This window comes from Cupriavidus sp. C3SS-1, from assembly GCF_057073755.1.
This window is the reverse complement of record NZ_CP172700.1, coordinates 1417527-1442837: the sequence shown is the minus strand read 5'-3', so window position 1 is coordinate 1442837 and position 25311 is coordinate 1417527. Positions and strand designations below refer to the sequence as shown.

Here is a 25311-nt window from a genome sequence, read left to right as displayed (position 1 = left end):
ACCATGGCTGATACCCGACACAACCCACACGGCACCGGCGAGCGCAAGGGCCCGCTGTCCCGCTTCACCATTCTCGACGCCTCGCGCGTGCGCGCCGGTCCTACCGCGGTGCGGCTGTTCGCCGACATGGGCGCGCGCGTGATCAAGCTGGAGATCCCGCCGGGCGCACCGGGCGGCGACGACATGATCGGCGGACGCGACCACAACCGCGCGGACTACGAGAACCTGCACCGCAACAAGGAAAGCCTCACGCTCAACATGAAGGCGCCGGAAGGCGTGAAGATCCTGCATGAACTGGTCCGCCGCGCCGACGTCTTCATCGAGAACTACCGCCCCGATGTGAAGCACCGCCTCGGCATCGGGCCGGACGCGCTACGCGCTATCAATCCGCGGCTAATCTACGCGAGCATTTCCGGCTTCGGCCAGGACGGCCCCTACGCGGGCTGGCCCGGGTTCGATTCGATTGCGCAGGGCATGGGCGGGCTGATGAGCGTGACCGGCAAGCCGGGCGAAGGCCCGATGCGCGTCGGCATCCCGCTCGCGGACCTGTGCGCCGGCCACTTCTGCGCGATGGGCATCCTCACGGCGCTGCTGGAGCGCGAGGCGTCGGGCGAAGGGCAGTGGGTGCAGACCTCGCTGCTTGAAGCGCAGATCGCCATGCTGGACTTCCAGGCCGCGCAGTGGCTGGTCGACCGCAAGATTCCCGAACAGACCGGCAACGAACATCCGCTGACCGTGCCCACGGGCGTGTTCGCCACCAGCGACGGCTACCTGAACATCGCCGCGATCGGCCAAACCATGTGGAAGCGCCTGTGCGAGGCGCTGGAAGTGCCGCACCTCGTCGACGAGCCCGGCCTGGGTTCGGACCCGGAGCGCGTGCGCAACCGCGACAAGGTCAATGCCGCGATCGAGGCGGCGCTGCGCACGCGCACCACCGCCGAATGGACCGAGCGGCTGCTGAAGGCCGGCGTGCCGTGCGGACCGATCCACCGCGTGGATCAGGTATTCGCCGATCCGCAGGTGAAGCACCTTGGCGTGGCCTGGCCGATGCAGCACACCGAGCTTGGCGATGTGGCGCTGGTCGGTCAGCCGATGCGACTGTCGCGTTATCCGCGCGACCTGCCGCCGCAGCCCGCGCCGGAGCAGGGCGCCAATACCGACGACATCCTGCGCGAGCTTGGCTACAACGCGGCACAGGTCGGCGAGCTGCGCGCCGCCTACATCGTTTGAACGAAGGACACTTCCATGGCAAGACTCGTCGCCGCTTTCGGCTCCTCCCACAGCATCATGCTGGTTTGCCAGCGTGAAGACTGGCAACACGGCTTCCGCCAGGTCGATCCGAAGAACCCGCACTACTTCGACCGCGCCGGCAACCCGACAACCTATGAAGCGCTGCTCGCGATCGCCCCGGACGATGCCGAGTCCATGGTGACGCCCGAGCGCATGGGCGAGCGCTACGACCAGGCCGAAGCGGCCATGGACGAGTTGCGCGACCGCATCCGCGCCGCACGGCTCGACGTGCTGCTGGTGGTTGGCGATGACCAGACCGAGCTGTTCCGCACGACCAATAACCCTGCATTCGCGATCTACTACGGCGACACCATCCGCAATGCGAAGCGCGAGGAAAGCGCCTCCGACGGCTGGTACAAGAAGGCCCGCATGGCACGTCAGGAGCCCGACGCCGACCGCGACTATCCGGTCAACGCCGACATGGGCCGATGGATGATCCGCGAACTGTGCGACCGCGATTTCGACATCACTGCGATGGACGGCCTCGAACGCGGCCAGTTCGAAGGCCATGCATTCTCGTTCATCCACCGCCGCTACCTGCAGGGACTGGATCTGCCAGTGGTGCCGGTCATCGTCAATACTTTTGACCCGCCCAACCAGCCCACGCCGCGCCGCTGCATCCAGCTTGGCGCCGCGCTGCGCGAGCTGATTGCAGCCTATCCCGAAGACCTGCGCGTAGGCGTGCTGGCCTCGGGCGGCCTGAGCCACTTCGTGGTCGATGCCGAGCTCGACAACGCGATCATCGACGCCATCCGCCAGAAGGACACCGGCTTCCTCGCCTCGCTGGATCCGCGCCAGCTCCAGGCAGGCAGCTCCGAAATCCGCAACTGGCTGATCGCCGTCGAGGCCGTGCGCGACCTCGATCTTGAATGGGTTTCCTATGTCCCGGGTTACCGCACGCCTGCGCTGACCGGCACGGGCCTGTGCTTCGCCGCCTGGCAGACGCTGGATTGAATAACCGAACAAAAGCCATACCAATGACCATGAGTGAAACCGAATCCAACGTACAACGCCTGCGCCGACTCGATTGCTGCGCGGTATCCGACGCGCTCGACAAGCTGCAGCTGCCGGGCACCGTGACGGGCCTGCCGCAGCGCTCCGGCGCCGGGCGCATTGCCGGCCGGGCCATCACCGTCAAGCTCGGCACCGGCGCGCCGCCGCCCGGACCGACGCGCCATCTCGGCTGCACGGCGATCGAGCAGGCCGGCCCGGACAACATCATCGTCGTCGAGCAGCGCACCGGCGTGGAGGCCGGCAGCTGGGGCGGGCTGCTGTCGCTCGGAGCCAAGGTGCGCGGCGTCGCGGGCGTCGTGGCGGACGGCCCGGTGCGCGATATCGATGAAGCGCTCGATTTCGACTTCCCCGTGTTCAGCCGCGCACTGACCGCGTTCACCGCGCGCAGCCGCGTGGTGGAGCAGGGCACCAATGTCACGGTGCAGATCGGCACTGTGACGGTAGAAGCGGGCGACTACGTGGTCGCGGACCGCAGCGCCGTGATTTTCATCGCCGCGCGCGACATCGCCCGCGTGCTCGAGACGGCCGAAGCGATCGTGCGCAAGGAGTCCGTGATGGCGAAGGCCATCCTGGGTGGCACGCCCATCGGGGAAGTCATGGGCGGCAACTACGAACACATGCTGAAGGGTTGAGAGAGATGAGCGAACAACAGGACATCAACGTCGCGCGCGCCGCGAAGCTGGACACGGCCACGCTGAGCGACGCGCTGGACAAGCTCGGCATCGCGGGCCAGTGCTACCGCATCAAGGCCCGTGGCGAAGGCTTTTCCACGGCAGGGCGCGCCTACACGCTGCTGTACGGCCCGGCATCGAATCCGCCCGGCACCGTCGGCGACTACATCGACGACGTGCCGCCGGGCAGCATCCTCGTGCTCGACAACGGCGGCCGTGACAATGCCACGGTCTGGGGCGACATCCTGACCGAGATCGCGCACCGCCGCGGCATTGCCGGCACCGTGATCGACGGCGTGTGCCGTGACGTCGCGCTGTGCCGCCAGCTCGGCTACCCGGTGTTCAGCAAGGACCACTGGATGCGAACGGGCAAGGACCGAGTCCAGGTGGAAGCGACCAACGTGGTCGTCAATATCGGCGATGCGCGCGTGCAGCCCGGCGACATCCTGCGCGGTGACGCCGACGGCGTGTTGGTCATCCCGCGCGAGCACGAAGCGGCGGTGCTCGACACAGCCGAGCAGATCGAGCACGCCGAGAACGCCATCCGCGAAGCCGTGCGCGGCGGCATGCGCCTGGACGAGGCGCGCCGCCAGTTCCGTTACCACCAGCTGCAGACCAAGGGAGCCTGACCATGGCGGAACACGACGCAACGAGCACAACGATCCGCGAATTCGAGCGGGTCGGCGCCGATATCGTCAACGACGCGCGCGCTTTACCTACCGCCACGCTGCATGAAGCGGGCGGCAAGATCGGCGTGGTCTCGCCGGCCATCAAGCCTGTGGCACCGGAGTTCCGCATCTGCGGCCCGGCGCTGACGGTCCATTCGCCCGGCGGGGACAACCTGTGGCTGCATCGCGCCCTCGACATCGCGCAACCGGGCGACGTGCTCGTGGTGCATGTGAGCGGTGCCTACGAGCACGGCTACTGGGGCGAGATCATGACCACTGCCGCAAAGGCGAAGCATCTGGGCGGGCTGGTCATCGACGGCTACGTGCGCGATGGCGTGCTCCTCGAGGAGATCGGCTTCCCGGTGTTCGCGCGCGGGCTGTGCATCCGCGGTACCGGCAAGGACTACGGCGCGATCGGCTGGCTCAACGCGCCGGTGCTGATCGGCGGCACCCGTGTCGAAGCCGGTGACCTGGTCGCGGGCGACCGTGACGGCGTGGTGGTGGTGCCGCGCGGCCGCGCGGCGGAGGTCGTGGGCAAGGCACGGGACCGCGAGGCCACCGAAGCCGCCATTCTCAAGCGGGTGGAGGCAGGCGAGACCACCATGCGAATCTACGGCTTTCACTGAGCGAGGTCCGACGCCATGAGCGAGACCCCGCAAGGACGGTCACCACAACTGGCCATCGATGGCCATATCGCGGTCATCACGCTGTGCCGCCCCGACGTGGCGAACCGGCTGGAGCCGGAGGACCTCGACCTGTTGCGCGAGTACCTGGAGACCGTGAATGCGGACGGCCGGGTACGCGTGCTGCGCATTGAAGCACAGGGCCCCTACTTCTGCAGCGGGTTCAATATCGGCCGCCTCGGCGGTGCTGACGCCGGAGCGCGCTTCGAGGCGCTTGCCAATGCGCTGGAACAGGCGCGGCCAGTCACCGTTGCTGTGTTGCACGGCGGCGTGTACGGCGGCGCGACCGACCTGGCGCTTGCGTGCGACTTCCGCTTCGGCGCAACCGCTGCCGAGATGTCGGTACCGGCGGCGCGCCTCGGGCTGCTGTTCTACCGCGGCGGCATGGAGCGCTACGTCACGCGGCTGGGGCTGGCCACGGCCAAGCGCATCCTGCTGATGGCGGACAAGTTCGACGCGGCGGGGATGCTGGCGTGCGGCTACCTGGACCAGCTGGAAGACAGCCCGGAGGCGCTGCGCTCGCTGGCGGCACGATGGAGCGAAGAACTGGCCGGCATGGCGCCGCTGGCACTGCTTGGCATGAAGAAGCACCTGAACCGCATTGCCCGCGGCGAACTCGATATCACCGCGCTCGTACACGATATTGCCGTGGCCGATGCTTCCGACGATCTGCGCGAAGGCGCGCTTGCCTGGCGGGAAAAGCGCACGCCGCGCTTTGCCGGCCATTGACCGGGGACGTACACACGATGGCCGAAGCCAATCTTTTCACGCGTATGCTGAACGGCCAGGCCCCGTTGCCGGCTGTCGCCAGCCTGCTGGGCGGTGTCGTCCGCGGGGTCGACCTGGAGGCCGGTTCGCTGGAGTCCGACTACATGGCTACCGAAGCATTCCTCAATCCAGCGGGCCAGGTACAGGGTGGCATGCTGGGCGCCATGCTGGACGACGTGACCGCAATGCTCGTCACCGCGACGCTTGTCGATGGCGAGTTCTGTTCGACGCTGAACCTGAATCTCTCGTTCCTGCGTCCCGCGCAGGCCGGCCCGCTGCAAGGGCACGCGCGGCTGGAGCGGCGCGGCCGCAACGTCTGCAACGTGGCCGGCGAACTGCGCCAGGGCGGACAGGTAGTCGCCACCGCGACAGCCACCTGCATGCTGGTCCGGCCGGAGCATACGGCAAGGTCGTCTTGATGTCCCCCCCACGGCTTCCTCGGCGGCGGGGCGGCTTGTCGAGGCGCGGCCATGAAATCACGCGGTCGGGCGCCTGCGTCGTCGCTTCGGCCACGGCGTGCCATCTCGCCTAACTGAAACAGCCAGAATTGGGATACACCCTATGCGATTCATCAGCTTCACCCACCAAGGCCGAAACAGCTTCGGCGCCATCGCCGCTGACGGCGTGATCGACCTCGGCGCCAGGCTCGGGCAGAGCGACCTGGGCCAGGCGTTGCGACAGCGGCCAGTCGAGGCACTGATTGACGAGGCCGGCAGGCATGCCGCCGACTTGCCGGTTGCTGAAGCGCTCGATGCTTGCCGGCCGGTGGTGGCCGACCCGGAGAAGATTCTCTGCGCCGGCCTCAACTATGCCGAGCATGTCCGCGAAACGCAGAAGGAGCGCACCGAGCGGCCCACCATCTTCCTGCGCGTGGCCGAGTCGCAGGTGGGACACGGGCAGCCGATCCTGCTGCCGCCGGAATCGGCGCGGCTGGACTACGAGGGAGAGATTGCCGTGATCATCGGCAAGCGCGGCCGCCGCATTCCCGAAGACCGGGCCTTCTCCCATATCGCCGGCTTCGCCTGCTACAACGACGGCAGCATCCGCGACTGGCAGACGCATACCTCTCAATGGGGGCCGGGCAAGAACTTCCAGCATACGGGGGGCTTCGGTCCGGCACTGGTGACAAGCGACGAGATTGGCGAGAGCGAGATCCTCACGCTGGAAACGCGCCTGAACGGACAGGTCATGCAGCGAGCCACGACCGACATGCTGATCTTCTCCATCCCGGAGTTGATCGCATATTGCTCAAGCTTCGTCACGCTGTCTCCAGGCGATGTCATCGTCACCGGCACCCCCGGGGGAGTGGGCGCGCGGCGCCAGCCGCCCGTGTTCATGAAGGACGGCGACGTGGTGGAAATCGAGGTCAGCAAGCTAGGCGTGCTGCGTAACCCGGTGCGTTCCGAAAGCGGGGCAAACCGCTAATGCAGCATGCCTGTTCGCCATCGCAGGGGAATGATCTCGTGCGGCGAGGGCGACTGCAGGGCTCGCCCAGGTTCGTCAACAGGCGGAAGAATGTTGGTGATGGTGGTGGAGACGAAGGCCTTCCACGCTCGAAGCTTCTCGCGCCCTGTTCGTCGTCCTCACACAAATTGCGGAAGACCCATCTTTACTTATATGGTCGCCTCCCTTTTGCAAGGGATATTTGTCGATAGCCATTAGGGTGGTTGCGGACTTATATTCGGACTCGATCGCGGAACTAAGTCCGCCGGCCCCGATGGATTTTGCCGCAGAGGTCCTCATCTACGGTACGGACTCAAGGTCCAAGTAAAGTTGCAGGCTTGTCTCTGCGTACGATCTCAGGACTCAACCCCTCCTCGATGCTGACGCTGACGTCCCGGTCCGCCGGATCTGCAGGAAGGCAGCACTGCGCCTGCGTGACTCGGTTGCCTGCGCTGACGCTCGCACGCCGGGCACCTCCTGCTCGCAGCCTGCGGCGGCACGGCGTTAAGCCAACCTCCGTCCAACGCCAGCTTACAACCTAACTGACGCCGGAGTTCGAGCCAGCCAAGGTAAAGAATGAATTCATTCAGCCCGGATTTGGCTAGTTCCCAGGCGGGCGTTGCCGATGCGGGCGTGGATGCGTTGGATTCTGACCTTGCTCTTCTTCCAGTTATTGCTGAGCTTCATTTTTACGGCTCATCTCATCGCACGCGGCGCTAGCCGGGCTTCGTGCCGCTTGAAGTGTTGAGTAGGACGAGAAGGCCGCCGTCGCTCATTGTGGCGAAGCGGGGGAAGCCCATGTCGACCGGAACGCGTCCTTTGACTGGTTCTACGATGTCACGCCTGAGGCGGATTGCAGCGGGGGCATCGATCCAACATTCGCGGTGATTCTGTCATGCACCTCGGGAAAGCGAACTCCATTTCGAGCTGGTTCATTGTTCGGCAAGGTGAACAATGTTTCTATGAATCAAGGCATTGCTTACTCAAGCTGTCACACAAGCGCCTTAATATCCCCGATGCGTCAGGAGGGGCCGCTTGGTTCGGCGGCCGGCCTCAATGTGGACTGACGGTAGGAAACCAACTCGTCCAAACAAAATTCGAATTGACAATGAAGAAAGCTCTCCTTGCAGTGACAGCCGCAGCCAGCGCCATGTCCGGCGCGGCCTTTGCCCAGTCGTCCAACGTGACGCTCTATGGCATCGCCGATGCCGGCATCAGTTTCCAAAGCCACGTCAATGGTGGCACCAACGGCAGTGGCTCAGTCACTGGTGTGACATCGGGTGGCCTGTCCGGCTCGCGCTGGGGCCTGCGTGGGATCGAGGACCTCGGCAACAACCTGAAGGGCATCTTCGTACTGGAAAGCGGCTTCGACATCGACACCGGCAAGTCCGCCCAGGGCGGCCGGCTGTTTGGTCGCCAGGCCTATGTTGGCCTGCAGGGCGATTTCGGCGCCGTGACTCTGGGCCGACAGCAGAACTCGCTGTACGACCTGTTCGGGGCCTATGACCCGATGGCGCTTGGACCGAGCTACTCCCTGAATTCGGTCGACAACCAGTTCAACGGCCGCGCGGATAACGCTGTCAAGTACACCGGCAAGTTCGGTGGCCTGACGGCAACCGGCTTCTACAGCTTTGGCCGTGACGTGAACACTGGCCTTGGCGGTGAAGTGCCGGGCCACTTCAAGGTCGGCACCAACTTTGGCGGTGGTCTGGCCTACGCGAACGGTCCATTCTCGGTGGGCGCTGCCTATGACCAGTTTCAGGGCAGCACCCTGGCTTCAGCGGACCTGACTGCGAAGCGCGCCGCGATTGGCAGTTCGTATGCCTTCGGCGCTGCCAAGGTGTTCGCTGGTTACCGTTGGATGCGCGACGAGGTCACCACGGGTACGGCCCGTCACGATAACCTGTACTGGCTTGGCGCGAACTACAGGTTCACCCCGGCTTTCACGCTGACCGGCGCTGCCTACTATACGGACGCCCGCACTGACAGCAAGGATTCGTGGATGTTCGTGTTGAATGCCGACTACGCATTCTCCAAGCGCACCGACGCATACCTGCTGCTTGGCTATGTGAACAACAAAGGCAATGCAACCTACGGCGTAACCGGCACGGCCAATACGCTGCCGGGTCAAAACCAGACTGGCGCGATGGTTGGCGTTCGCCATCGTTTCTGATACAGCTTGAGCACGCGCATTATCGCGTGCCGATGATAGTTCATATCGACCTTGGCTTGTCACTGGGTTCAAGGACGTTGGCCGGCAGTAATGTCGGCTTTTTTTTATGCGCCAGGTAGGGCGCACGACTTCTTGCTTCTCTGGTCAGTGAGACATTACCCCCGCTTTTAGGGCGATTGTGAGGTGGAATCCGAAGGGCGAGGAGAAGTACCGGTTCGCAGTCTATGCGGGCTGTCCCGATGACGAATCGGTCTGCCAAAGGTGGGGGCACGGTCGAGCCTGCGTTATGGGGGCGAAGGTCTTCTCATTTACCCACCCCACCAAAGGGGATTACGGACGGCACGGTACCGAAGAACAGTTGGTGACCTTGGAATAGCGGAGCTATCACATGCCTACCTAAATATTTATCGCGCATCGCCACGCCGCCGTACCGCTGGAAGGCTCCATGAGCAAGCGATAGCTGCCCTAGTTATGGCAGTGCTCGTCGGTGCGAAGCGCGTTGGTGCACGATGCCATCAAATCAGTGAGACGGTGAAGGTGTTGGGCAAACTGGCGTTCAGTAGGTGACTCGTTGCTGGGCGAAATCGTGCATTCGACTGCGGCACAAAGCGCCGCCCCATTCTGCGTGATCGAGAGCCTTACACTGCGGCGGTCCGTGCTCGGTCGCTCCGCCTTGACTAAGCCTCGCTGACACAGTGCATGCAAGACCCGAGACATTGCACCGGTGTCATGGCCGATCTGCTCGGCGACACCAGTCAGCGTGTCGGAACCGTGCCGACGCAAATAACAAAGCATTAGCCACTGGGACGCGGTGAGATTCGCATCGCGCAACGGTGGAATTAGCCGGTTGTGCAAGGCGCGCTTGAGTTGAGCGGTCGCTGCAAGCAGTTCGGGCAACGACGCTTTACGCGATGGCAAGGTACCCGTACTCATTTGGACAGCTTCTGGAGAGGGCTAGGGGAAGCGGATCGACCTCAAAGGTAATCGGCTATTGAGCAGGCAATATGAGCTGATGGTTCCAGCCCAGATAGGTGACACGTGACTACGTTTCCTTGTATGCCGGCTACTTTCATTGGAACGGCGCTTGCTGATAAGACGTATCGATATGGATACTAACGATTCTTGCATGTGTATGGAACACTGAATCGTAGATGGATTGTCCGATGGGGTGGACAATACAAAACGAAAAACGTGGGCGTCAGAAATGTGTCAGGTTGGGTCCTTCCCCAGGAACAGTGCACTCTTGTGGCAATCTTCCCCAAGGCATTGTCTGGCAATCCGAACAGTCTGTCGGTCTCAAGAAGTTTTTCCTTTGCTCATACTCAGATAGACTGCGCCATCGTTACCAGGGTCCCCCGCCTTGTCCATTCGCTTCTCTCGCCAAGCGGCTTTTACCAATGACGCTTGCGCTGTCCAAGACATCAAAGTGCACGCACGGCTGTGTCATCGCCACACAGCCTGCCGCCAATGCAACGAATTTCCCTTGCAGAAGAGTCGAAGATCGACAAATTTGGGATCCATGTTTTCGTCACGAAACGACCACGCGAGAGCGACGGGCCGAGGGAGTCTGGTCGTGATCAAACAAGGTATATCGGTCGCAGTGGCGGTGGCTGTCTTATTACTGGGGAATCGGGGGGTGTGAGTAACATGGGTAGTTGGCCATCCGCACGAGACTGGATTTTTTCCTTCAAGGCCTTCGTCGCCGCAATGCTGGCATTGTGGATTGCGATGTACCTTGGCTTGCCGCGCCCGTACTGGGCGATGGGGTCCGTTTACATCGTGGCGCATCCGCTCACCGGTGCCACGCGCTCGAAGGCGCTGTACCGCGTGCTCGGCACGCTGCTGGGCGCGGCGGCTGGCGTGGCGATGGTGCCGCCGCTGGTCAGTTCCCCGCCGTTACTGATCGCGGCCGTAGCGATCTGGGTGGCCTGCCTGCTCTATGTGGCCTTGCTGCACCGTACGCCGCGCAGCTATTTGTTCATGCTGGCAGCCTACACCTTGCCGCTGGTGGCGTTGCCGTCTGTCGATAATCCTGTTGGCATCTTTGACCTCGCCGTGGCGCGTGCCGAAGAGATTTGTCTCGGAATTCTCTGCGCAAGCGTGGTGGGTGCAGTGATCATGCCGGCCAGCGTGGCTGGAGTGTTGCACAGCAAATCGCGGCAGTGGATGGCAGATGCCGCGCTGTGGGCCAGCGACATGCTCTCGCCAAGCCCCAGTGCACAGGTGACCCGTCATCACAGCCGACATCGCCTGGCCGCAGACATCCTGGCATTGGACCAGTTGATCAGCCAGCTGAGCTATGACTCCGAGAGCGCCGCGCACGTGCATGCCGCTCGTGAATTGCGCGGGCGGATGACGATGCTGCTTCCAGTGCTGTCGTCGCTTGCGTCGATCGTCGAAGCGATGCGGGTTGCCGGCGGTGTCCCAGCGCCGCTAGCCTTGCGGATGCGCGCGTTGAAGGACTGGATTGAGGGTGGCGGGGCCGATGCACTGCCTCTTGCTCACAGTCCGATGCTGCCTGAACCTGGCCGTGATGCCACGCTCGCCGCGGCCGCGGAAGACCGGCTGCAACAGCTGGCGGCGCTCTGGGATGACTGCGGGACGCTGTGCCGTCGCCTGGGCGCGAAGCATATCGCCATCCAATGGACGCCCAGGTTCGTGCGCTGGGAGGTGGGCCGTGCACGCCATTATGACCACGGCATGCTGCTGTTCTCGACCGTCACGGTGGCGCTTGCGATCTTCGCGATGGGCATGTTGTGGGTCCAGATGGGTTGGGCCGACGGGGCAGGCGCGGTGGCGCTTGGTGCGATCTCGTGCTGCTTCTTCGCTGCGCTCGATGAGCCAGCGCCGATGATCAGATCGTTCTTTCACTGGAACGTGGTTTGCCTCTTGATCTCGCTCGTGATGCTGTTCGCGGTGCTGCCGGTTGCGCATGACTTCGAGATGCTCGTGCTGATGTTCGCGGTGCCATACCTGATTATCGGGCTCCTCGTGGCCCAGCCGCGCCTGGCCATGATCGGCATGCCGCTGGCCGTTGTCACGGCCAACGACATCGGCATCCAGGGCGCCTACAGTGCCAACTTCCAGTCGTTCTTCAACAGCAACGTGGCTGGCATCGCGGGCATTGCGTTTGCGCTGGCATGGACGCTTGTCGTGCGTCCGTTCGGTACGCGTGCTGCCACGCGGCGCCTCGTGCGCGCCGGCTGGGGCGATATCGCCGAGAACGCCATGGGCACGCGGGGCGACTCCCATGCCAGATTGCGCGCGCGCATGCTGGACCGCCTGGCGCAACTGGTGCCACGACTAGCCGCAACGGAGAGCGAGGTATCGAACGACGGCTTCAGCGAAGTGCGTGTGGAACTGACCACGCTGGCGCTGCAGCGGGAGTTGGCAGACATGCGGCCAGACGAGCAGCATGCGGTAAGACGTGTGCTGCGCAGCATCTCCGCCTACTACAAGGCACGCCTTGACGGCACGCTGGATGCACCACCGCTGGCGTTGCGCAAGCGCCTGGCCAATGCGCAACAGAAGGTGCGCTCGCGCATCGCACTGGCCGCGCTTGTCGAAATGCAGGTGGCCCTGTTTCCTCCGGCGCTGCCGGAATCCGTTTCCGGAGAAGCTTGATGCCCGGTGAAATCAGCATCTATGGCGTATTCATTCCCAGCCTGCTGGTGTGGATGCTCGCCGCCTTCATCATCACGAGCGCCGCGCGTGCCGTACTGGCCCGGGTGGGCTTCTACAGGCACGTCTGGCATCGTTCCCTCTTCAATCTGGCGCTCTACGCAATCGTCCTCGGTGGGGTGGTTGGCATCGTGCCTTGGCTGCAGTCATGAAATTCAAACTCTCTTCTCTTTGGCCGGTCCTGCTTACACTGACCGTCACTGCCGTGGGCGTGGTCGTCGTCAAGCACCTTTGGGACTATTACACGGTGGCGCCATGGACCCGCGATGGGCATATCCGTGCCGACGTGGTGCAGGTGGCACCGGATGTTTCGGGGCTCGTCACCCGCATTGCGGTCAAGGACAACGAGCATGTGAAGGCGGGCGATGTTCTGTTCGAGATTGATCGCGAACGCTATGCACTGGCGCTGCGCCAGGCAGAGGCCACCGCGGCGGCGGTACGTGCAAATCTTGCGCAGGCACGGCGTGAGGCCTCGCGCAGCCAGACGCTCTCCGAGGTGGTGTCGAAGGAGATCGTCGAAGAAGGCCACGCCAAGGTGCAGCAGGGCGAAGCCCAGCTTGCGCAGGCAGAAGCCGCCGTCGACGTGGCAAAGCTCAACCTGTCGCGCACGCGCGTACTGAGTCCGGTGGAAGGCTACGTCAATGACCGGCTGCCCCGGCTGGGCGACTATGTCGTGACCGGCAAGCCGGTGCTGTCGATGGTCGATTCGAAATCCTTCCACGTGGAAGGCTATTTCGAGGAGACCAAGCTGCCAGGCATCCATGTCGGGAGCCCGGTCGATATCCGGATCATGGGCGAGCAGCGTGTGCTGCACGGCCATGTGCAGAGCATCGCGGCCGGCATTGAAGACCGGGACCGCACCAATGGGTCGAACCTGCTGCCAAATGTGAATCCGACGTTCAACTGGGTCCGCCTGGCCCAGCGCATCCCGGTACGGATCCAGTTTGACGAGACGCCCGAGGCTGTGCGGCTGGTGGCGGGACGAACTGCCACGGTGTCGGTGAAGGGCGACATCGGCAAGGCGGACGGCCGATCTGGCGCGGCCGCGGAGGCTGGCAAGGATCTCCCGCATGACCAGGTCGCGCGGGCCGGCAAGGAGACGTCGATCACCGGAGCCGTGCAGTGAACCGCTTTTCCCGCGCCACGCTGGTGGCGATGTTGCCGCTGGCGCTGGCTGCCTGCATGACTGTCGGCCCCGATCACAAGGTGCCCGACGATGCAGTCATAAAATCATCGGCTGCGAATGGCCCCTTCGCAGGCACGGACAATGCCGCGGTCTCGATCGGCGAGGTTCCGGCTAACTGGTGGCGTCTGTACGACGATCCGCAAATCGACGCGCTGGTGAAACAGGCGCTGGTCGCCAACACCGACCTGCGCGTGGCGGCGGCCAACCTGAAGCGTGCCATCGCCGTCTATCACGAGGTCGAAGCGGAAAACCTGCCGGAAGCCAGGTTCAAGGCGGGCGTGCAACGCGGGCAGATCGCCGGGGAGCCGCTGCTCCATGAAGAGAAGATTCCTGCGATGAACTTCGGCGACATCGGATTCGAGGTCTCGTACCTGCTCGATTTCTGGGGCAAGCTTGCGCGCGCCGACGAAGCCGCACTTGCCGCCGCACAGGCCAGCCACGCGGCGTTGGACCAGGCCCGCGTGGGCGTCGTGGCGGAAACGGTTCGAGCTTATGTGCAGGGTTGCACGGCCACGCATGAATTGCACGTCGCGGAACACCAGCTTGAGCTGCAGGAGCGCGGCGTCCAGCTGGCGCAGAAACTCGTGGATGCCGGCCGCGGCCAGCCGACAGACTTGCTTCGTGCACAGGCACAGGCCGATACGTTGCGATCGGCACTCCCGCGATATCGCGCCGAGCGCGAAGCTGCCGCATACAGGCTTGCCGTGATGCTGGGCAAGCCGCCTGGGGCGCTTGATCTCAGTAGCATGGCCTGCGAACGCGTGCCGGCGTTGCAGCAACCATTGCCCGTTGGCGATGGTGCCGCATTGCTCAAGCGCCGGCCCGATGTCCGCCAGGCTGAGCGAGAGCTGGCGTCGGCGACAGGGAAGATCGGCGTGGCTACGGCCGACCTGTATCCGCAGATTCGTATCGGCGCTTCGGCAGGCTTCACCGGTATCCTCGATCACCTCGGGCAGGCGCCCACTGCGCACTGGGGGTGGGGACCGCTGATATCGTGGACCATCCCGACCAGCGGCACGCGCGCGCGCATCCACGGCATGGAGGCTGGCGCCGAAGGCGCGCTCGCGCACTTCGACGGGGTGGTGCTGAAGGCGCTGCGCGAAACGCAGAGCGCGCTGTCGGCCTACACGCACGAGCTTGAACGCAATCAGTCCCTGCATGCGGCGCGTGACAAGGCCAACGAGGCAGCACGGCAGAACCGGCTGCTGTGGCAGGCGGGACGTTCGCCCTATCTGCAAAGCCTGGACGCGGATCGTACCCTGGCCAATACCGATGCCGCGCTGGCCGCATCGGATGCGCAGGTGGCGATGGACCAGATCAACCTGTTCCTCGCGCTCGGCGGCGGGTGGCAGGGTGCGCCAGCTATTGCAAGCCATCCTGTCGGAGACGAGGCGCATTGACGGGGGTGGAAAGCGGGACAGACCGACACGAATTCGTCAAAAATTTGTCACTCAGTCAGAGAAGTATCGGCGTGTCCCACTGATATGAGTTTATCCAATAAACATTTCGACTGCTGTGCGAACTTTAGTTCGTAATTTTGAAATTATTGTGCATGAATGATTATAAATTCTGACTTACTCCTGTCACATGACAGTAGCGCAAATAGCGGCAGTGTCGGTGGATGGTTTAGAGCAGGCCGCTGAAGTACCTCCAGCGGAAGTCAGCGCGACGACTGGCCGAAGCGTTGATTTTGGGCACTTCGCTGTCCGGGCGTCGGCGCCATCTTATGTGCACGTCAGTCGCGGGCGAGCTCGGCAATGACCGAGTCCATCACAGGCACCAGGGCCTTGGCTTGTCGCCTGCGACCGACGATTTCCAGCCAGCAGCACTGTCCCCCTGCGCGTCGCTGGCAGTGGGTCTCAGCGCTTTCAGTCCAGCCTCCCAACCAGCCAGACGATGGCAAGATAGGTCAGCACGTGCGCGTACTGGTCCAGGCCAAATGCCCACCAGAACTGCGGCAGATTCGGTGTCAACTTGGCGCGTCGGCCGAGGCGCACCTTCCAGCGATCGATCATGTAGTGAACGACAGCGTCGATGATCCCTAGCCAGAGCCAGTAGCTCATACCGAAGCCGACGAGCAGCACCGCGGTACACAGGCCATGCAAGCCCGCGTGGGCATAACCACCTGGGCTCCGGAAATCGCCCTTGCCGGCCAGCATCCAGCTCGGCTGCCACAGGTAGTCGCAGAGGAGATGCTTGGTGAACAGCGCGAACAGCAGCGGCAACGCCATGGCGAGCCCTCCACCCAAAGTCATGCCGGACCGTTCGCAGAACGACTGCACCCAACGCATAGGGTGGCGACGGACGCCCAGCTTGCCCATACTCAGCCGCAATGGCTAACGGGCTGTCAAGCGAGTTTTGTGCGCACATGGTGGGGGAGCCACCTGGCGGTCGCTTGTGTGCGAACCGATCAAGAGGCGGGGCTTGTCGCGCTTGCCGATGACTTCAGCTGCGCCGATCAAATCCCCCAGGGATTGGCCAGCATCACGCCGGTCCCTTCGAAGTCCTTGCCGTTGCACGTGGCCAAAGTGGCGGCGTGGTGCCGGAAAATGGCGGCAATTTGCGCATCGGCCATGCTGATCGGACGACCTGCTCGTTCACGCTGCACACGAGGGCGGCGTAGTGCACGGTGGCGTTCTCGTCGAATGGCAGCACCCGGTCAGCGAATTCCTCGTCGAGCGATTGGCTCGATCAACAGACCTCAGAGTCCCTGACCATTACTGCCGTGACCGTTGCTGAGTTGCTGTACGGCATTGCTCGTCTGCCTGACGGACGCCGAAAGTCCGGGCTACGGGACGCCGCGGTGCAGATGCGATGACGGCCGGCTGCTAGCACGCTTCGGGCGGAGGGCCAGATTGTCGTTCGCGGCGGAGGGCTGTGTATTTACTAGACATAAGCGCAGTTATGTCTAAAAAATGACATGGAAATTATGAAACACTACGTATTACGTAGTTATACATGTAACGGTTCGCCACTTGATAAAGGTGGCGCTTCACGAAGAGGCGCGGGCAGGTCGTCGGGAAAACAGGCAAAAAATGTTCCTGCGCAAAAGTATTGTTCGGCGTGTGGGTTGCCTGGCAAGAACCCCAGGCGCGTCTCGTTTGGCGCGTCCGGTCAACGAACGCGCTTCGGTGTGCTGGCTCACGGCTTGCCCGCAAACGGCTGCGGCTTGAGCGTCCCCAGGTAGGCGACCAACGCGTCCATGTCGGCATCGTTGATGTTCTTGTACCAGTCGAACGCCATTGGCGGCTTGTAGTGCACGCCGTCCTTGCCGGTCCCGCGGATGGCCCGCGCGATCTGCGCCTTGGTCCAGCCCTTGAGCCCGCTTTCATGCGGCGTCAGGTTGCGAGAGACGCTTTCTCCCCAGGGGCCCTTGAATACCTGGCCGCCGGCACCGAGGCGCGCGTGCACCAGCATGCCTTTTTCGTCGCGAGGCGTATGACAATCCATGCAGTGACCGATGTCGGCGAGGTATTGCCCGTACCTGATCGTCTGCTTGGGAGAGGGCGCCTGAAGGCTCTGTACGGCGGGGCCGTAATTCGGCGGTAACGGGATGTTGTAGCTGGACTTGGCAACGGCGTTCTTCACCGGCGGTTGGGCTCGCAGGTAGGCGATGATTGCGGCGAGGTCCGCATCCGACATGCGCCGGTAGAACTCGATGGGCATGGGCGGCCCGATGACGCTCCCGTCCGGCCGGATGCCTTCGCGGATCGCCTTGGCGAGTTGTGCATCGGTCCATTTGCCGATGCCGGTCTCAGGGTCGGGCGTGATATTGGCCGCGTAGGCCTTGAATGGCGGTTCGTCGAAGACCATGCCTCCGGACAGGCCTCGGGCGGCCAGCGGTTCGCCTTTCTCACCTCTGGCAGCGTGGCAATTGCCGCACGCCACCACACCCTCCATCAGGTACTTGCCGCGCGCGAAGAGTTGATCGTCCCGCGCGTCGGCCGCGCCGATGCGCACCGCGAGCAGCAGGCCCGCGGCCAACCGCAAATACGTCCCCATGACGCCTCCCTGTTATTGTCAAGTGGGCCATGTGCCCACGCATGTTTTGTTGGCCGGAGTATAGGTAGCTTCCGTCCGAACACAATCATCCGATCGGTTGATCCGGAAGACCGGGTGTCGGGTGTGGCAAGGGAGGCCGGAGTTGCCAGTGGACGAACTGGGAGGCTAATCGGCGGGAATGACAGCGGAGGGTTCCACTGATAATGCCTGCGGCTTTGGTGCGTGGAGCCGCATTATTACGCCCAGAACACCTGATGTGGGGAAGGGCGCCTTCAAGAAGCATTCAATGCCCCGGATTCGCCAGCACAGGCCGCCAACAGCATCTCGCAGAATTCCCCGACAATGGAGAAATCGACATCGTCTTGTGCCGGATGAGCCCGATGCGCCGGCGGATCTCGGGCTCGACGATCGGCATGGCCCGCACATGGGCGCCCGGCAGCGCGGAGAGCGCCAGCGATGGCACGATCGCACAGCCAGGCCAGCCTCGACCAGCGCCATCAGGCACGACACGTGCTCCACCTCTTAGGCGTGGGCATCCTTGGCGGCTACTTCGCGGCCTATGCCGACGCGCAGGCGCAGCGCTCGGTACAGCTGGCGGCAGCCGCGTTCCGTGACGTGCGCGACATTTCCTTCGACATTGCCACCGTCGACGCGGTGCGCCAGGCGCCTTATGCCGCGCCGCGCTTCGACACCCTTTCGATCCACGTGAACGGCCATGCGCTTGACCCGGCGAAGACGCTCGGCATGCTCACGCAGCCGATCTCGTTCGCGGGATAGCCGGTGGTCACGATGCCGGTGGCCGATGCGGCATCGCCGCTGCCGCGCGGCGTGAAGGTGATCGCCGCGCCGTGGCACGAGGACCACTGCTTCGCCGCCGCGCGACGCATCGTCGAACATCTCGCCCCACGCTGATTTGCCCTTCGCACAGGCCTGTGGCCAGGCCGGATCGTGCGGCCTTGGCGCCTTTGCCCTGGAACAGAGCGGGCGGGGGTATCGACTCGGGGGGAAGGCATTTCTCCCCGCTTCTTGAGCCGTGGCCGCCGGGGTGTCCCGGTTAGTTAAATCGATGTCCCTATATGTCAAATGACATGGCTCGTCTTCGCAAATAATGAGTGCGTGGGAGCCGGGTCGGTCCGGTTCCGAAATCTCCCTTCCCGGACTTGCCATGAACTTCCTTGACGGACACCTGTTCCCCGAAAACCAGCAACCCCTGATCATCACGGCCGCGCCCTATGCTCCGTCGTGGATGCCGTCGGACTTCCCCGGCGAGATCCCCGTCACCATGGAAGAGCAAATCCAGAAGGCGGTGGATTGCTACAACGCTGGCGCCACCGTGCTGCACCTGCATGTGCGCGAACTGGATGGCAAGGGCTCCAAGCGCCTGTCCAAGTTCAACGAGCTCATCGCCGGCGTTCGTGCGCGCGTTCCCGAGATGATCATCCAGGTCGGCGGTTCCATCAGCTTCGCTCCGGAAACCGAAGGCGCGGCTGCAAAGTGGCTCTCGGACGACACCCGCCACATGCTGGCCGAACTCGATCCGAAGCCGGACCAGGTGACGGTAACGGTCAATACGTCGCAGATGAACGTCCTTGAGCAGTTCGACCACCGCGACATCGCAGGCAGCTCGATGGAAGATCCCGCGGTCTTCAATGCCTACAAGGAAATGACGGTGCCGGCGCAGCCGGGCTGGGTCGAGGAACACGTCCGCCGCCTCACCGCCGCGGGGATCCAGAGCGCGTTCCAGTGCTACAACGTCAACAGCTTCGAGTCCGTGGAACGGCTGATGCGCCGCGGCATCTACAAGGGCCCGCTGGTCATGAACTGGGTGGCGATCGGCGGCGGCATGGACTCGCCGACGGTCTACAGCCTGGCCAACTTCATGCGCGGCGTGCCGGACGGGGCCGTGGTGACGGTGGAAAGCTCGGTGCTCAACGTGCTGCCGGTCAATACCATGGGCATTGCGATGGGGCTGCACGTTCGCTGTGGCACGGAAGACAATCTCTGGAACCAGACGCGTACGCAAAAGATTGGCACGGCGGCACAGGTCGAGCAACTGGTGCGCATCTCGCGTGAACTGAGCCGCCCGATCGCGACCGCCAAGGAAGCGCGCGAAATGTCCAAGATCGGCGTGTTCTATGACACGGTCGAGGAATCGCTGCAGGCCAACGGCTTCGCGCCCAACCGGAACGGTGGCCGTCAGGGCTATCTGCAGAAGGCCGCCTGATCGGGCGCGCATTCCCGCATGCCAGGGCTTGTCCGGGCCGGATCCCTTCTCCGGCCCGGACGGGCTTTAGCGGCCACACAACCGGGTAATGGAAACAATGAATAACGCTGAGCGTCTGCACCACGTCATGGCTGCCGAGCAAACCGTGACGCGCTTGTACTACACCCTCGACCGCAGTGACTATGCTGGTGCCTCCCGTTGCTTCGTGCGCGACGGCATCTGGGAGCGCAGTGGTAATGCGCTCCATGGACACGAGCAGATCCTCGCTTCCCTGAACAAGCGGCCCGCGACGCTGCTGACGCGACACTATGTCAGCAATTTCCTGGTCCTTGAACATAGCGGATCCCGCGCCAAGGTTGCCTTCAACCTGGCTGTCTATCGCTCCGACAAGGGCGAAGCGCCAGCGCTGCCCGTAGCCGGCACGGTACCGGCCATGCTGGCCGAGGTGGAATGCGAGTTGACCTGCAGCGAACAGGGCGACTGGCTGATCCAGCGCCTCGATCCCTTGATCACGTTCACGGCCTGAGGCCGCTTCGTCGCCGATACAGATGCTACGGGTTCCCGTAGCATCTGTCTTTGCATCGGGCCTGGGGCCCAGCCCCGCTGGTCATGTCACGTGCCGCGTTGTTCCACTGTCGTGCGCGAAGCCCGGATCATCGTACTCGCGCGAGATGTCCTTCCTGGTGTAGTCACGCAATTGCGAGGCGGCAAACACGCTGAGTCCCGCACACACCAGCACGTAGACGGCAATCGCATACCCGGTGTGGTAGCGCGCGAACAGGGCCGTCGCGATCAACGGGGCGGGGCCGCCTGCGATGACTGAAGCGAGCTGGTAGCCCATCGATGCACCGCTGTAACGCAATCGTCCGGTGAACGTCTCGGCGATCAATGCCGCCTGCGGGCCGTACATCATCGCGTGCGGGACCAGCGAGAGCACGATCGCGGCGAATACCCACATCGGATTGCGGGTGTCGACCATCGCGAAGAACACGAAGCCGAACACGCCCACCGCCAACGCGCCCGCAATATACATGCGGCGCCGTCCCCACACGTCCGACAGGTGCCCGAAGAACGGTATCGTGAAGAACTCCAGTACGGCCGCGGCCAGCACGGCGGTCAACAGCAGGTTGCGCGACATGCCCAGTGTCATGACGCCATAGGTGAACACAAAAGCGGTGAAAATATAGAAGGGCGCTTGCTCGGCCATGCGGACCAGGGCCGACAGGATGATGTCCTTCGGCTGGCGGCGAATCACTTCCAGCATCGGCGTCTTCTCGATCCGGTGCTCGGCCAGCAGGCGCGCGAAGACTGGTGTTTCGAGCACGGTGAGCCGGATATAGAGCCCGATCGCGACCAGCACGATGCTGAGCAGGAATGGTACGCGCCAGCCCCAGCTCAGGAACTGGTCACCGGCCAGCCAGCTCATCGCCAGCACCGCCAGGTTGGCCAGGAACAATCCCGCCGGCACGCCGAATTGCGGCCAGGAGGCGATCAGGCCGCGATGCGCATCGGAACGCGCCCATTCCATCGACATCAGGACCGAGCCACCCCATTCGCCGCCCACGCCTACGCCCTGGATAAAGCGCAACACCGTCAGCGCCACCGCGCCCCAGATACCGATCCGTGCATAGGAAGGCACGAACGCGACGGCAAACGTCGCCACCCCCATCAGCAGCAGCGTGGCCACCAGCGTGGCCTTGCGACCGATGCGGTCGCCGTAGTGGCCGAAGATGGCAGCGCCGATTGGCCGCGCGATAAAGCCGACGGCATAGATCAGGAACGCCTGCAGCGTCCCGACGAGCGGATCGGATTCTGGAAAGTACAGCTTGGCGAACACCAGGCCGGTGACTGTGCTGTACAGGAAGAAGTCATACCACTCGATCGTGGTGCCGACTGTGCTGGCGATCACGGCGCGACGCAACTGGCGCCGTGCCTCCGATTCAGTGAGGGGCATCGCCCCGGCTTGCGCGGGATCCATTTGCATATCCCCAATAGGCGATATACCGGTATGGACAGCCGGCGCCTGAAGGCGTTCCCGCCGGAGCTTTCTTGTCGAAAATGCCTTCAGCTTCGTACTCGCGAGCCAGATGCAGGGAACGCGTCACTGCATTTGTAACAGTAGACAGGACGGATTCCGCGCAGGCATCATGCGGCTCCTGATCGTCGGAGGACACGACGTTCTCCCGGGCAGCCTTCGCACCCAAGGCTGAGCGGCACCGCCGCGGCCATGGTCACGCTCTTGCGCCACACGAGCCAATCGATGCATCCGGTGGCCAATGCACCTGCCTGCTCCAGGTCCTATCTCACCCGCGGTCGCAGCGTCGGGTGCAACGCCGGTTCTTTACCTGGGCGTGGCATGCCGGAGCGTCCAGCACGATGCACGGCGTGTCCGGAATGACGCCATTCGGGCAGTGAAGCGCTGCCGAGCCCGCCCTATCCTAGAGGCAGATCTCAGCCCCATGACATGCAGGATGGCGGCCTGGCCGACGGCAGGCAGCTGGTGGACGCGATTGACCCCGTCGACACCATGACGGGGCCGAACGTCGAGGATCAGGGCGCCGGCTGGACCAACCAGTACGGCTCGCGCTCATAGTAGCGATGCACATCGATGGCCCATTGTTCATCGACCATGCTGGGCCAGTTGTCCTTGTGAAAGCCCGGTCCGTACTTGATGCGGTTGGCGCTAAGGCCCACGCGCAAGCATTTGGCGTCCGTGTCCATGACCAGCGCGCTCCACGGAATGGCATGCAGCGTCTCGCCCATGCCGAGGAAGCCGCCGGTCGCCAGGACCACATAGGCGACGCTGCCGTGTGGGACGTCGATCATGATCTCCTTGATATCGCCAACGTATTCGTTGTCGGTCGAGTAGACCCGGGTCGCGTCGAAGCTTGATGCCGCCATGACTTCCGGTCCGGGACCCTTGCCAACGCCGCTGCCCACGATCGCGGCGCCCAGGTCCGAGGTGAGATAGCGATTCATGACAGGTCTCCAAGCTGTTGCAGGTGCACTGGCGCAGCAATCTGCATGCCTGCTGGCCAACGACCCTGGCCCGCCCCGCGTCATGCGTGCCGGTCTACCCGCATGACCGCGCTGGCGGCGTCGACCACAGCCGCCAGCGCAAGCATGGCGATGATCACCGTGCAAGCCTGGGGCAGGCGGAACAGCGACAGCTCGAAATACAGCATCTGCCCGAGCCCGCCGGCGCCGACAAAGCCAAGGATCGCCGCCATGCGGATATTCGTTTCCCAGCGGTACAGGATGTAGGCCAGGAACTGGGGCCATACGCCGGGCAGCGTCCCATACACGAACACCAGCGCGGCCGGGGTGCCGCCTTCCTTCAGCGCACGCGCGGGCGCCGGCGGCGCATTCTCGAGCGCCTCGGCGAACAGGCGGCCGAGCACGCCCGCCGTGTGCATGGCGAGGGCGAGGGTGCCGGCAAACGGTCCAAGGCCGACTGCCAGCACGGCCAAGGCGGCCCATACCAGTTCCGGAATCGAGCGCAACAGGTTCAGCAGCAAGCGCGACAACGCGCGCAGCGCATCGCCGTAAAGGCCGCAAGCCGGCAGTGCCAGGCCAAAGCCCAGCACCGCCGCGCACAGCGTGCCTACGGCGGACACGGCGAGCGTTTCGAGCATGCTGACCGCGGTCTTTGCGAGGTAGGCGGACGACACGTCCGGCGGGAAGAACGTCAGGAGGAAGTGCGCCATCTCGGCCGCGGCGTCCGCCGAAAGGAGCTGGCCCAGATCGAGCGACAGGTACGCGAAGCTGCCCGACACCGCGGCGGCCACCGCGATCAGGGTGAGCAGGCAGCGCATGCAGAATTGGGCGGCCCGGGCCTTGTTCGCCATGATTCAGTCGAGCAGCTTGCGCAGCCGCGCGCTGAGCGCGTCCGCCAGCAGCACCAGCAGCAGGAACACCAGCAGGATGGTCGCGGCTTCGCCGCCGTTAAGCAGCTTCATGGCCTGGTCCATCAACTGCCCCAGCCCGCCGGCACCCACGAAGCCCATGACCACGGAAGCGCGGATGGCACATTCCCAGCGGTAGACGGTGTACGAGACCAGTTCTTGCGCGGCATGGGGAATCAGGCCGTAGAACAGGGCCGGCAGGCGCCCGCTCCCGCTGGCAAGCAAGGCATGCACGGCGTGCTTGTCGCTGGATTCCAGGATCTCGGCATAGACCTTTGCCAGCATGCCGCCATAGGTGATGGCCAGGGCGAGGACGCCCGCCGCCGCGCCCAGGCCGAGGGCGCGCACGAAGACCAACGCCCATACCAGTTCCGGCACGCCGCGCAGCAGCAGCACCAGGGCGCGCACGCCGGCGCGCACAGCCATGCGCGGTTTGTGTCCGGTTCCAGGGCCGATGCGCGACACGGAAAGGCTGCTCGTCAGTGCCACGGCAAGCGGTGTTGCCACGACAAAGGCGAGTGCAATCCCCGCGGTGGCAATCGCCAGTGTTTCCAGCGTGGCCCTGACCAAAAGACCGAGAAATTCGCCCGACACCTCGGGCGGCAGGAAATTGCGCACGAAAGCGCCTGCCACCTTGAGGTTGCCGGCGTCGAACAAGGTGGAAGGGCTGAACTGGGACAGCCGCAGCAATGGCCACAGCAGGAGCAGCGCGAGGACGAGTCCGCTGGCGCGCCGCAGCGCATGGGGATCGCGCGGGTGGGCGGTCATCGGCACGCCGGCCTGGATGGGGCGCCGTCGCCGCGCGCGCCTGTGGCGACGCTGAGCGGCGGCTGGCCGCCTTGCACCGGCGGCGTCGTGCTTTCGGAGGCATAGAGTTCGCGCAGCAGTGCATCGGTCACGCGTGCGGCCGGCAGGTCGAAGGCGATCTCGCCCGCCTTCAGGCCGACGATGCGGGGAAACCAGCGCAGCGCCAGGTCCACGGCATGCAGGCTGGCCACCAGCGCCACGGCGCGCGTATCCGCTTCCTTGCGCAGTTCGCCCAGCGTGAGGTTGGCCAGCACCGGGTCCATGGCCGAGACCGGCTCGTCCGCCAGGATCAGTTCGGGCCGCTGGTAAAGCACGCGGGCCACCCCCACGCGCTGCAACTGGCCACCCGAGAGCTGGTCGCACCGGTCGAACAGGCGATCAGCCAGCTCAAGGCGGGCCAGCTGTTCGGCGGCGCCATCGATGTCGGCCGGATAGACCAGCGACAACAACGATTTCCAGGCGGGCCAAAGGCCCAGGCGACCGGCCAGGATGGCGGTGATCACGCGCTGGCGCGGGGGCATCGGCGGGGCCTGGTGCACCATGCCGATGCGGCAGCGCAGTTGCCGCAGGCGCGCGGCGGACAGCGCCCAGGGGCTTTGCTCCAGCACCTCGACCCGGCCCTCGCCGGGTCGCAGCGACGTGGCCAGCAAGCGCAGCAAGGAAGTCTTGCCGGCGCCGGACGGACCGATGACCGCGATCGGCTCGCCGCGGCTGGCCGCCAGCGTAATCTGGCTCAGCGCACGTTGTCCGTTGGCGTAGCGGATGCTGGCGGCATCCAGGCGGAAACTCATCAGGG

At 64.2% G+C, this 25311-nt stretch carries 25 protein-coding genes; 17 read left to right on the top strand and 8 right to left on the bottom strand.

The window, feature by feature from the left end; genetic code table 11:
* Nucleotides 1–3 precede the first annotated feature (3 nt).
* The 9 genes from ACIGJC_RS22680 (at nt 4) to ACIGJC_RS22640 (ending at nt 8710) form a co-directional block, all read left to right on the top strand.
* Nucleotides 4–1230, top strand: a complete 1227-nt coding sequence (locus ACIGJC_RS22680) for a CaiB/BaiF CoA transferase family protein (protein ID WP_483711661.1) — start codon at nt 4–6, stop codon at nt 1228–1230.
* Between the two features lie 15 nt (nt 1231–1245).
* Entirely contained in the window at nt 1246–2244 is a 999-nt protein-coding gene (locus ACIGJC_RS22675; RefSeq protein WP_483711660.1) for a DODA-type extradiol aromatic ring-opening family dioxygenase, read from the top strand.
* A gap of 29 nt (nt 2245–2273) precedes the next feature.
* Nucleotides 2274–2936, top strand: a complete 663-nt coding sequence (locus ACIGJC_RS22670; protein WP_483711659.1) for an RraA family protein — start codon at nt 2274–2276, stop codon at nt 2934–2936.
* 5 nt (nt 2937–2941) lie between these two features.
* Nucleotides 2942–3604 carry an RraA family protein gene (locus ACIGJC_RS22665; protein ID WP_483711658.1) on the top strand — a complete coding sequence of 221 codons (663 nt, stop codon included), beginning with the start codon at nt 2942–2944 and terminating at the stop codon, nt 3602–3604.
* A 2-nt stretch (nt 3605–3606) separates the two neighbouring features.
* The gene (locus ACIGJC_RS22660; protein ID WP_483711657.1) at nt 3607–4269 is read left to right on the top strand and encodes a 4-carboxy-4-hydroxy-2-oxoadipate aldolase/oxaloacetate decarboxylase; all 663 of its coding nucleotides are present in this window, start codon (nt 3607–3609) and stop codon (nt 4267–4269) included.
* A 15-nt stretch (nt 4270–4284) separates the two neighbouring features.
* Complete coding sequence (locus ACIGJC_RS22655) at nt 4285–5055, top strand: enoyl-CoA hydratase/isomerase family protein (protein WP_483711656.1); 771 nt, start codon at nt 4285–4287, stop codon at nt 5053–5055.
* 17 nt (nt 5056–5072) lie between these two features.
* Entirely contained in the window at nt 5073–5513 is a 441-nt protein-coding gene (locus tag ACIGJC_RS22650) for a PaaI family thioesterase (protein WP_483711655.1), read from the top strand.
* A 142-nt stretch (nt 5514–5655) separates the two neighbouring features.
* A complete protein-coding gene (locus ACIGJC_RS22645) occupies nt 5656–6519 on the top strand; it encodes a fumarylacetoacetate hydrolase family protein (protein WP_483711654.1) in 864 nt (287 codons plus the stop codon).
* A gap of 1126 nt (nt 6520–7645) precedes the next feature.
* Nucleotides 7646–8710 carry a porin gene (locus ACIGJC_RS22640; RefSeq protein WP_483714516.1) on the top strand — a complete coding sequence of 355 codons (1065 nt, stop codon included), beginning with the start codon at nt 7646–7648 and terminating at the stop codon, nt 8708–8710.
* A 465-nt stretch (nt 8711–9175) separates the two neighbouring features.
* On the opposite strand, the gene ACIGJC_RS22635 is transcribed toward ACIGJC_RS22640, so the two are convergent.
* The gene (locus tag ACIGJC_RS22635; RefSeq protein WP_483714514.1) at nt 9176–9505 is read right to left on the bottom strand and encodes a MarR family winged helix-turn-helix transcriptional regulator; all 330 of its coding nucleotides are present in this window, start codon (nt 9503–9505) and stop codon (nt 9176–9178) included.
* 852 nt (nt 9506–10357) lie between these two features.
* Between ACIGJC_RS22635 and ACIGJC_RS22630 the strand changes: the two genes are divergently transcribed.
* The 4 genes from ACIGJC_RS22630 to ACIGJC_RS22615 are packed head-to-tail and all read left to right on the top strand — an operon-like array spanning nt 10358 to nt 14977.
* Nucleotides 10358–12334 (top strand): FUSC family protein, encoded by a 1977-nt coding sequence (locus tag ACIGJC_RS22630; protein ID WP_483711653.1) that lies wholly within the window; start codon nt 10358–10360, stop codon nt 12332–12334.
* Nucleotides 12334–12543, top strand: coding sequence for a DUF1656 domain-containing protein (locus ACIGJC_RS22625; RefSeq protein WP_483711652.1), 210 nt, complete (start codon nt 12334–12336; stop codon nt 12541–12543). Before ACIGJC_RS22630 ends, ACIGJC_RS22625 begins: the two co-directional genes overlap by 1 nt.
* A complete protein-coding gene (locus ACIGJC_RS22620; RefSeq protein ID WP_483711651.1) occupies nt 12540–13517 on the top strand; it encodes an efflux RND transporter periplasmic adaptor subunit in 978 nt (325 codons plus the stop codon). The genes ACIGJC_RS22625 and ACIGJC_RS22620 overlap by 4 nt, the downstream gene beginning before the upstream one ends.
* A complete protein-coding gene (locus ACIGJC_RS22615) occupies nt 13514–14977 on the top strand; it encodes an efflux transporter outer membrane subunit (protein WP_483711650.1) in 1464 nt (487 codons plus the stop codon). Before ACIGJC_RS22620 ends, ACIGJC_RS22615 begins: the two co-directional genes overlap by 4 nt.
* A 468-nt stretch (nt 14978–15445) precedes the next feature.
* On the opposite strand, the gene ACIGJC_RS22610 is transcribed toward ACIGJC_RS22615, so the two are convergent.
* Both ACIGJC_RS22610 and ACIGJC_RS22605 read right to left on the bottom strand, forming a co-directional pair.
* Nucleotides 15446–15808: a DUF3307 domain-containing protein gene (locus ACIGJC_RS22610; RefSeq protein ID WP_483711649.1), complete on the bottom strand. Its 363-nt coding sequence runs from the start codon at nt 15806–15808 to the stop codon at nt 15446–15448.
* 910 nt (nt 15809–16718) lie between these two features.
* The gene (locus tag ACIGJC_RS22605; protein ID WP_483711648.1) at nt 16719–17561 is read right to left on the bottom strand and encodes a c-type cytochrome; all 843 of its coding nucleotides are present in this window, start codon (nt 17559–17561) and stop codon (nt 16719–16721) included.
* Nucleotides 17562–18035: 474 nt separating this feature from the next.
* Between ACIGJC_RS22605 and ACIGJC_RS22600 the strand changes: the two genes are divergently transcribed.
* The 4 genes from ACIGJC_RS22600 (at nt 18036) to ACIGJC_RS22585 (ending at nt 20329) form a co-directional block, all read left to right on the top strand.
* The gene (locus ACIGJC_RS22600) at nt 18036–18356 is read left to right on the top strand and encodes a hypothetical protein (RefSeq protein ID WP_483711647.1); all 321 of its coding nucleotides are present in this window, start codon (nt 18036–18038) and stop codon (nt 18354–18356) included.
* Nucleotides 18357–18359: 3 nt separating this feature from the next.
* Entirely contained in the window at nt 18360–18491 is a 132-nt protein-coding gene (locus ACIGJC_RS22595; protein WP_483711646.1) for a hypothetical protein, read from the top strand.
* 253 nt (nt 18492–18744) lie between these two features.
* Complete coding sequence (locus ACIGJC_RS22590) at nt 18745–19803, top strand: beta-keto acid cleavage family enzyme (protein ID WP_483711645.1); 1059 nt, start codon at nt 18745–18747, stop codon at nt 19801–19803.
* 97 nt (nt 19804–19900) lie between these two features.
* Nucleotides 19901–20329: a nuclear transport factor 2 family protein gene (locus ACIGJC_RS22585; RefSeq protein WP_483711644.1), complete on the top strand. Its 429-nt coding sequence runs from the start codon at nt 19901–19903 to the stop codon at nt 20327–20329.
* 81 nt (nt 20330–20410) lie between these two features.
* Here the strand turns inward: ACIGJC_RS22585 and ACIGJC_RS22580 are convergent, their stop codons facing one another.
* The 5 genes from ACIGJC_RS22580 to ACIGJC_RS22560 all read right to left on the bottom strand — a co-directional run bounded on the left by ACIGJC_RS22580 (nt 20411) and on the right by ACIGJC_RS22560 (nt 25306).
* The gene (locus tag ACIGJC_RS22580) at nt 20411–21781 is read right to left on the bottom strand and encodes an MFS transporter (RefSeq protein ID WP_483711643.1); all 1371 of its coding nucleotides are present in this window, start codon (nt 21779–21781) and stop codon (nt 20411–20413) included.
* 572 nt (nt 21782–22353) lie between these two features.
* Nucleotides 22354–22782, bottom strand: a complete 429-nt coding sequence (locus ACIGJC_RS22575) for a PRC-barrel domain-containing protein (protein ID WP_483711642.1) — start codon at nt 22780–22782, stop codon at nt 22354–22356.
* 80 nt (nt 22783–22862) lie between these two features.
* Complete coding sequence (gene phnE, locus ACIGJC_RS22570; protein WP_483711641.1) at nt 22863–23651, bottom strand: phosphonate ABC transporter, permease protein PhnE; 789 nt, start codon at nt 23649–23651, stop codon at nt 22863–22865.
* A 3-nt stretch (nt 23652–23654) separates the two neighbouring features.
* Nucleotides 23655–24476 (bottom strand): PhnE/PtxC family ABC transporter permease, encoded by an 822-nt coding sequence (locus tag ACIGJC_RS22565; protein WP_483711640.1) that lies wholly within the window; start codon nt 24474–24476, stop codon nt 23655–23657.
* Nucleotides 24473–25306, bottom strand: a complete 834-nt coding sequence (locus ACIGJC_RS22560) for a phosphonate ABC transporter ATP-binding protein (RefSeq protein ID WP_483711639.1) — start codon at nt 25304–25306, stop codon at nt 24473–24475. The genes ACIGJC_RS22565 and ACIGJC_RS22560 overlap by 4 nt, the downstream gene beginning before the upstream one ends.
* Nucleotides 25307–25311 lie beyond the last annotated feature (5 nt).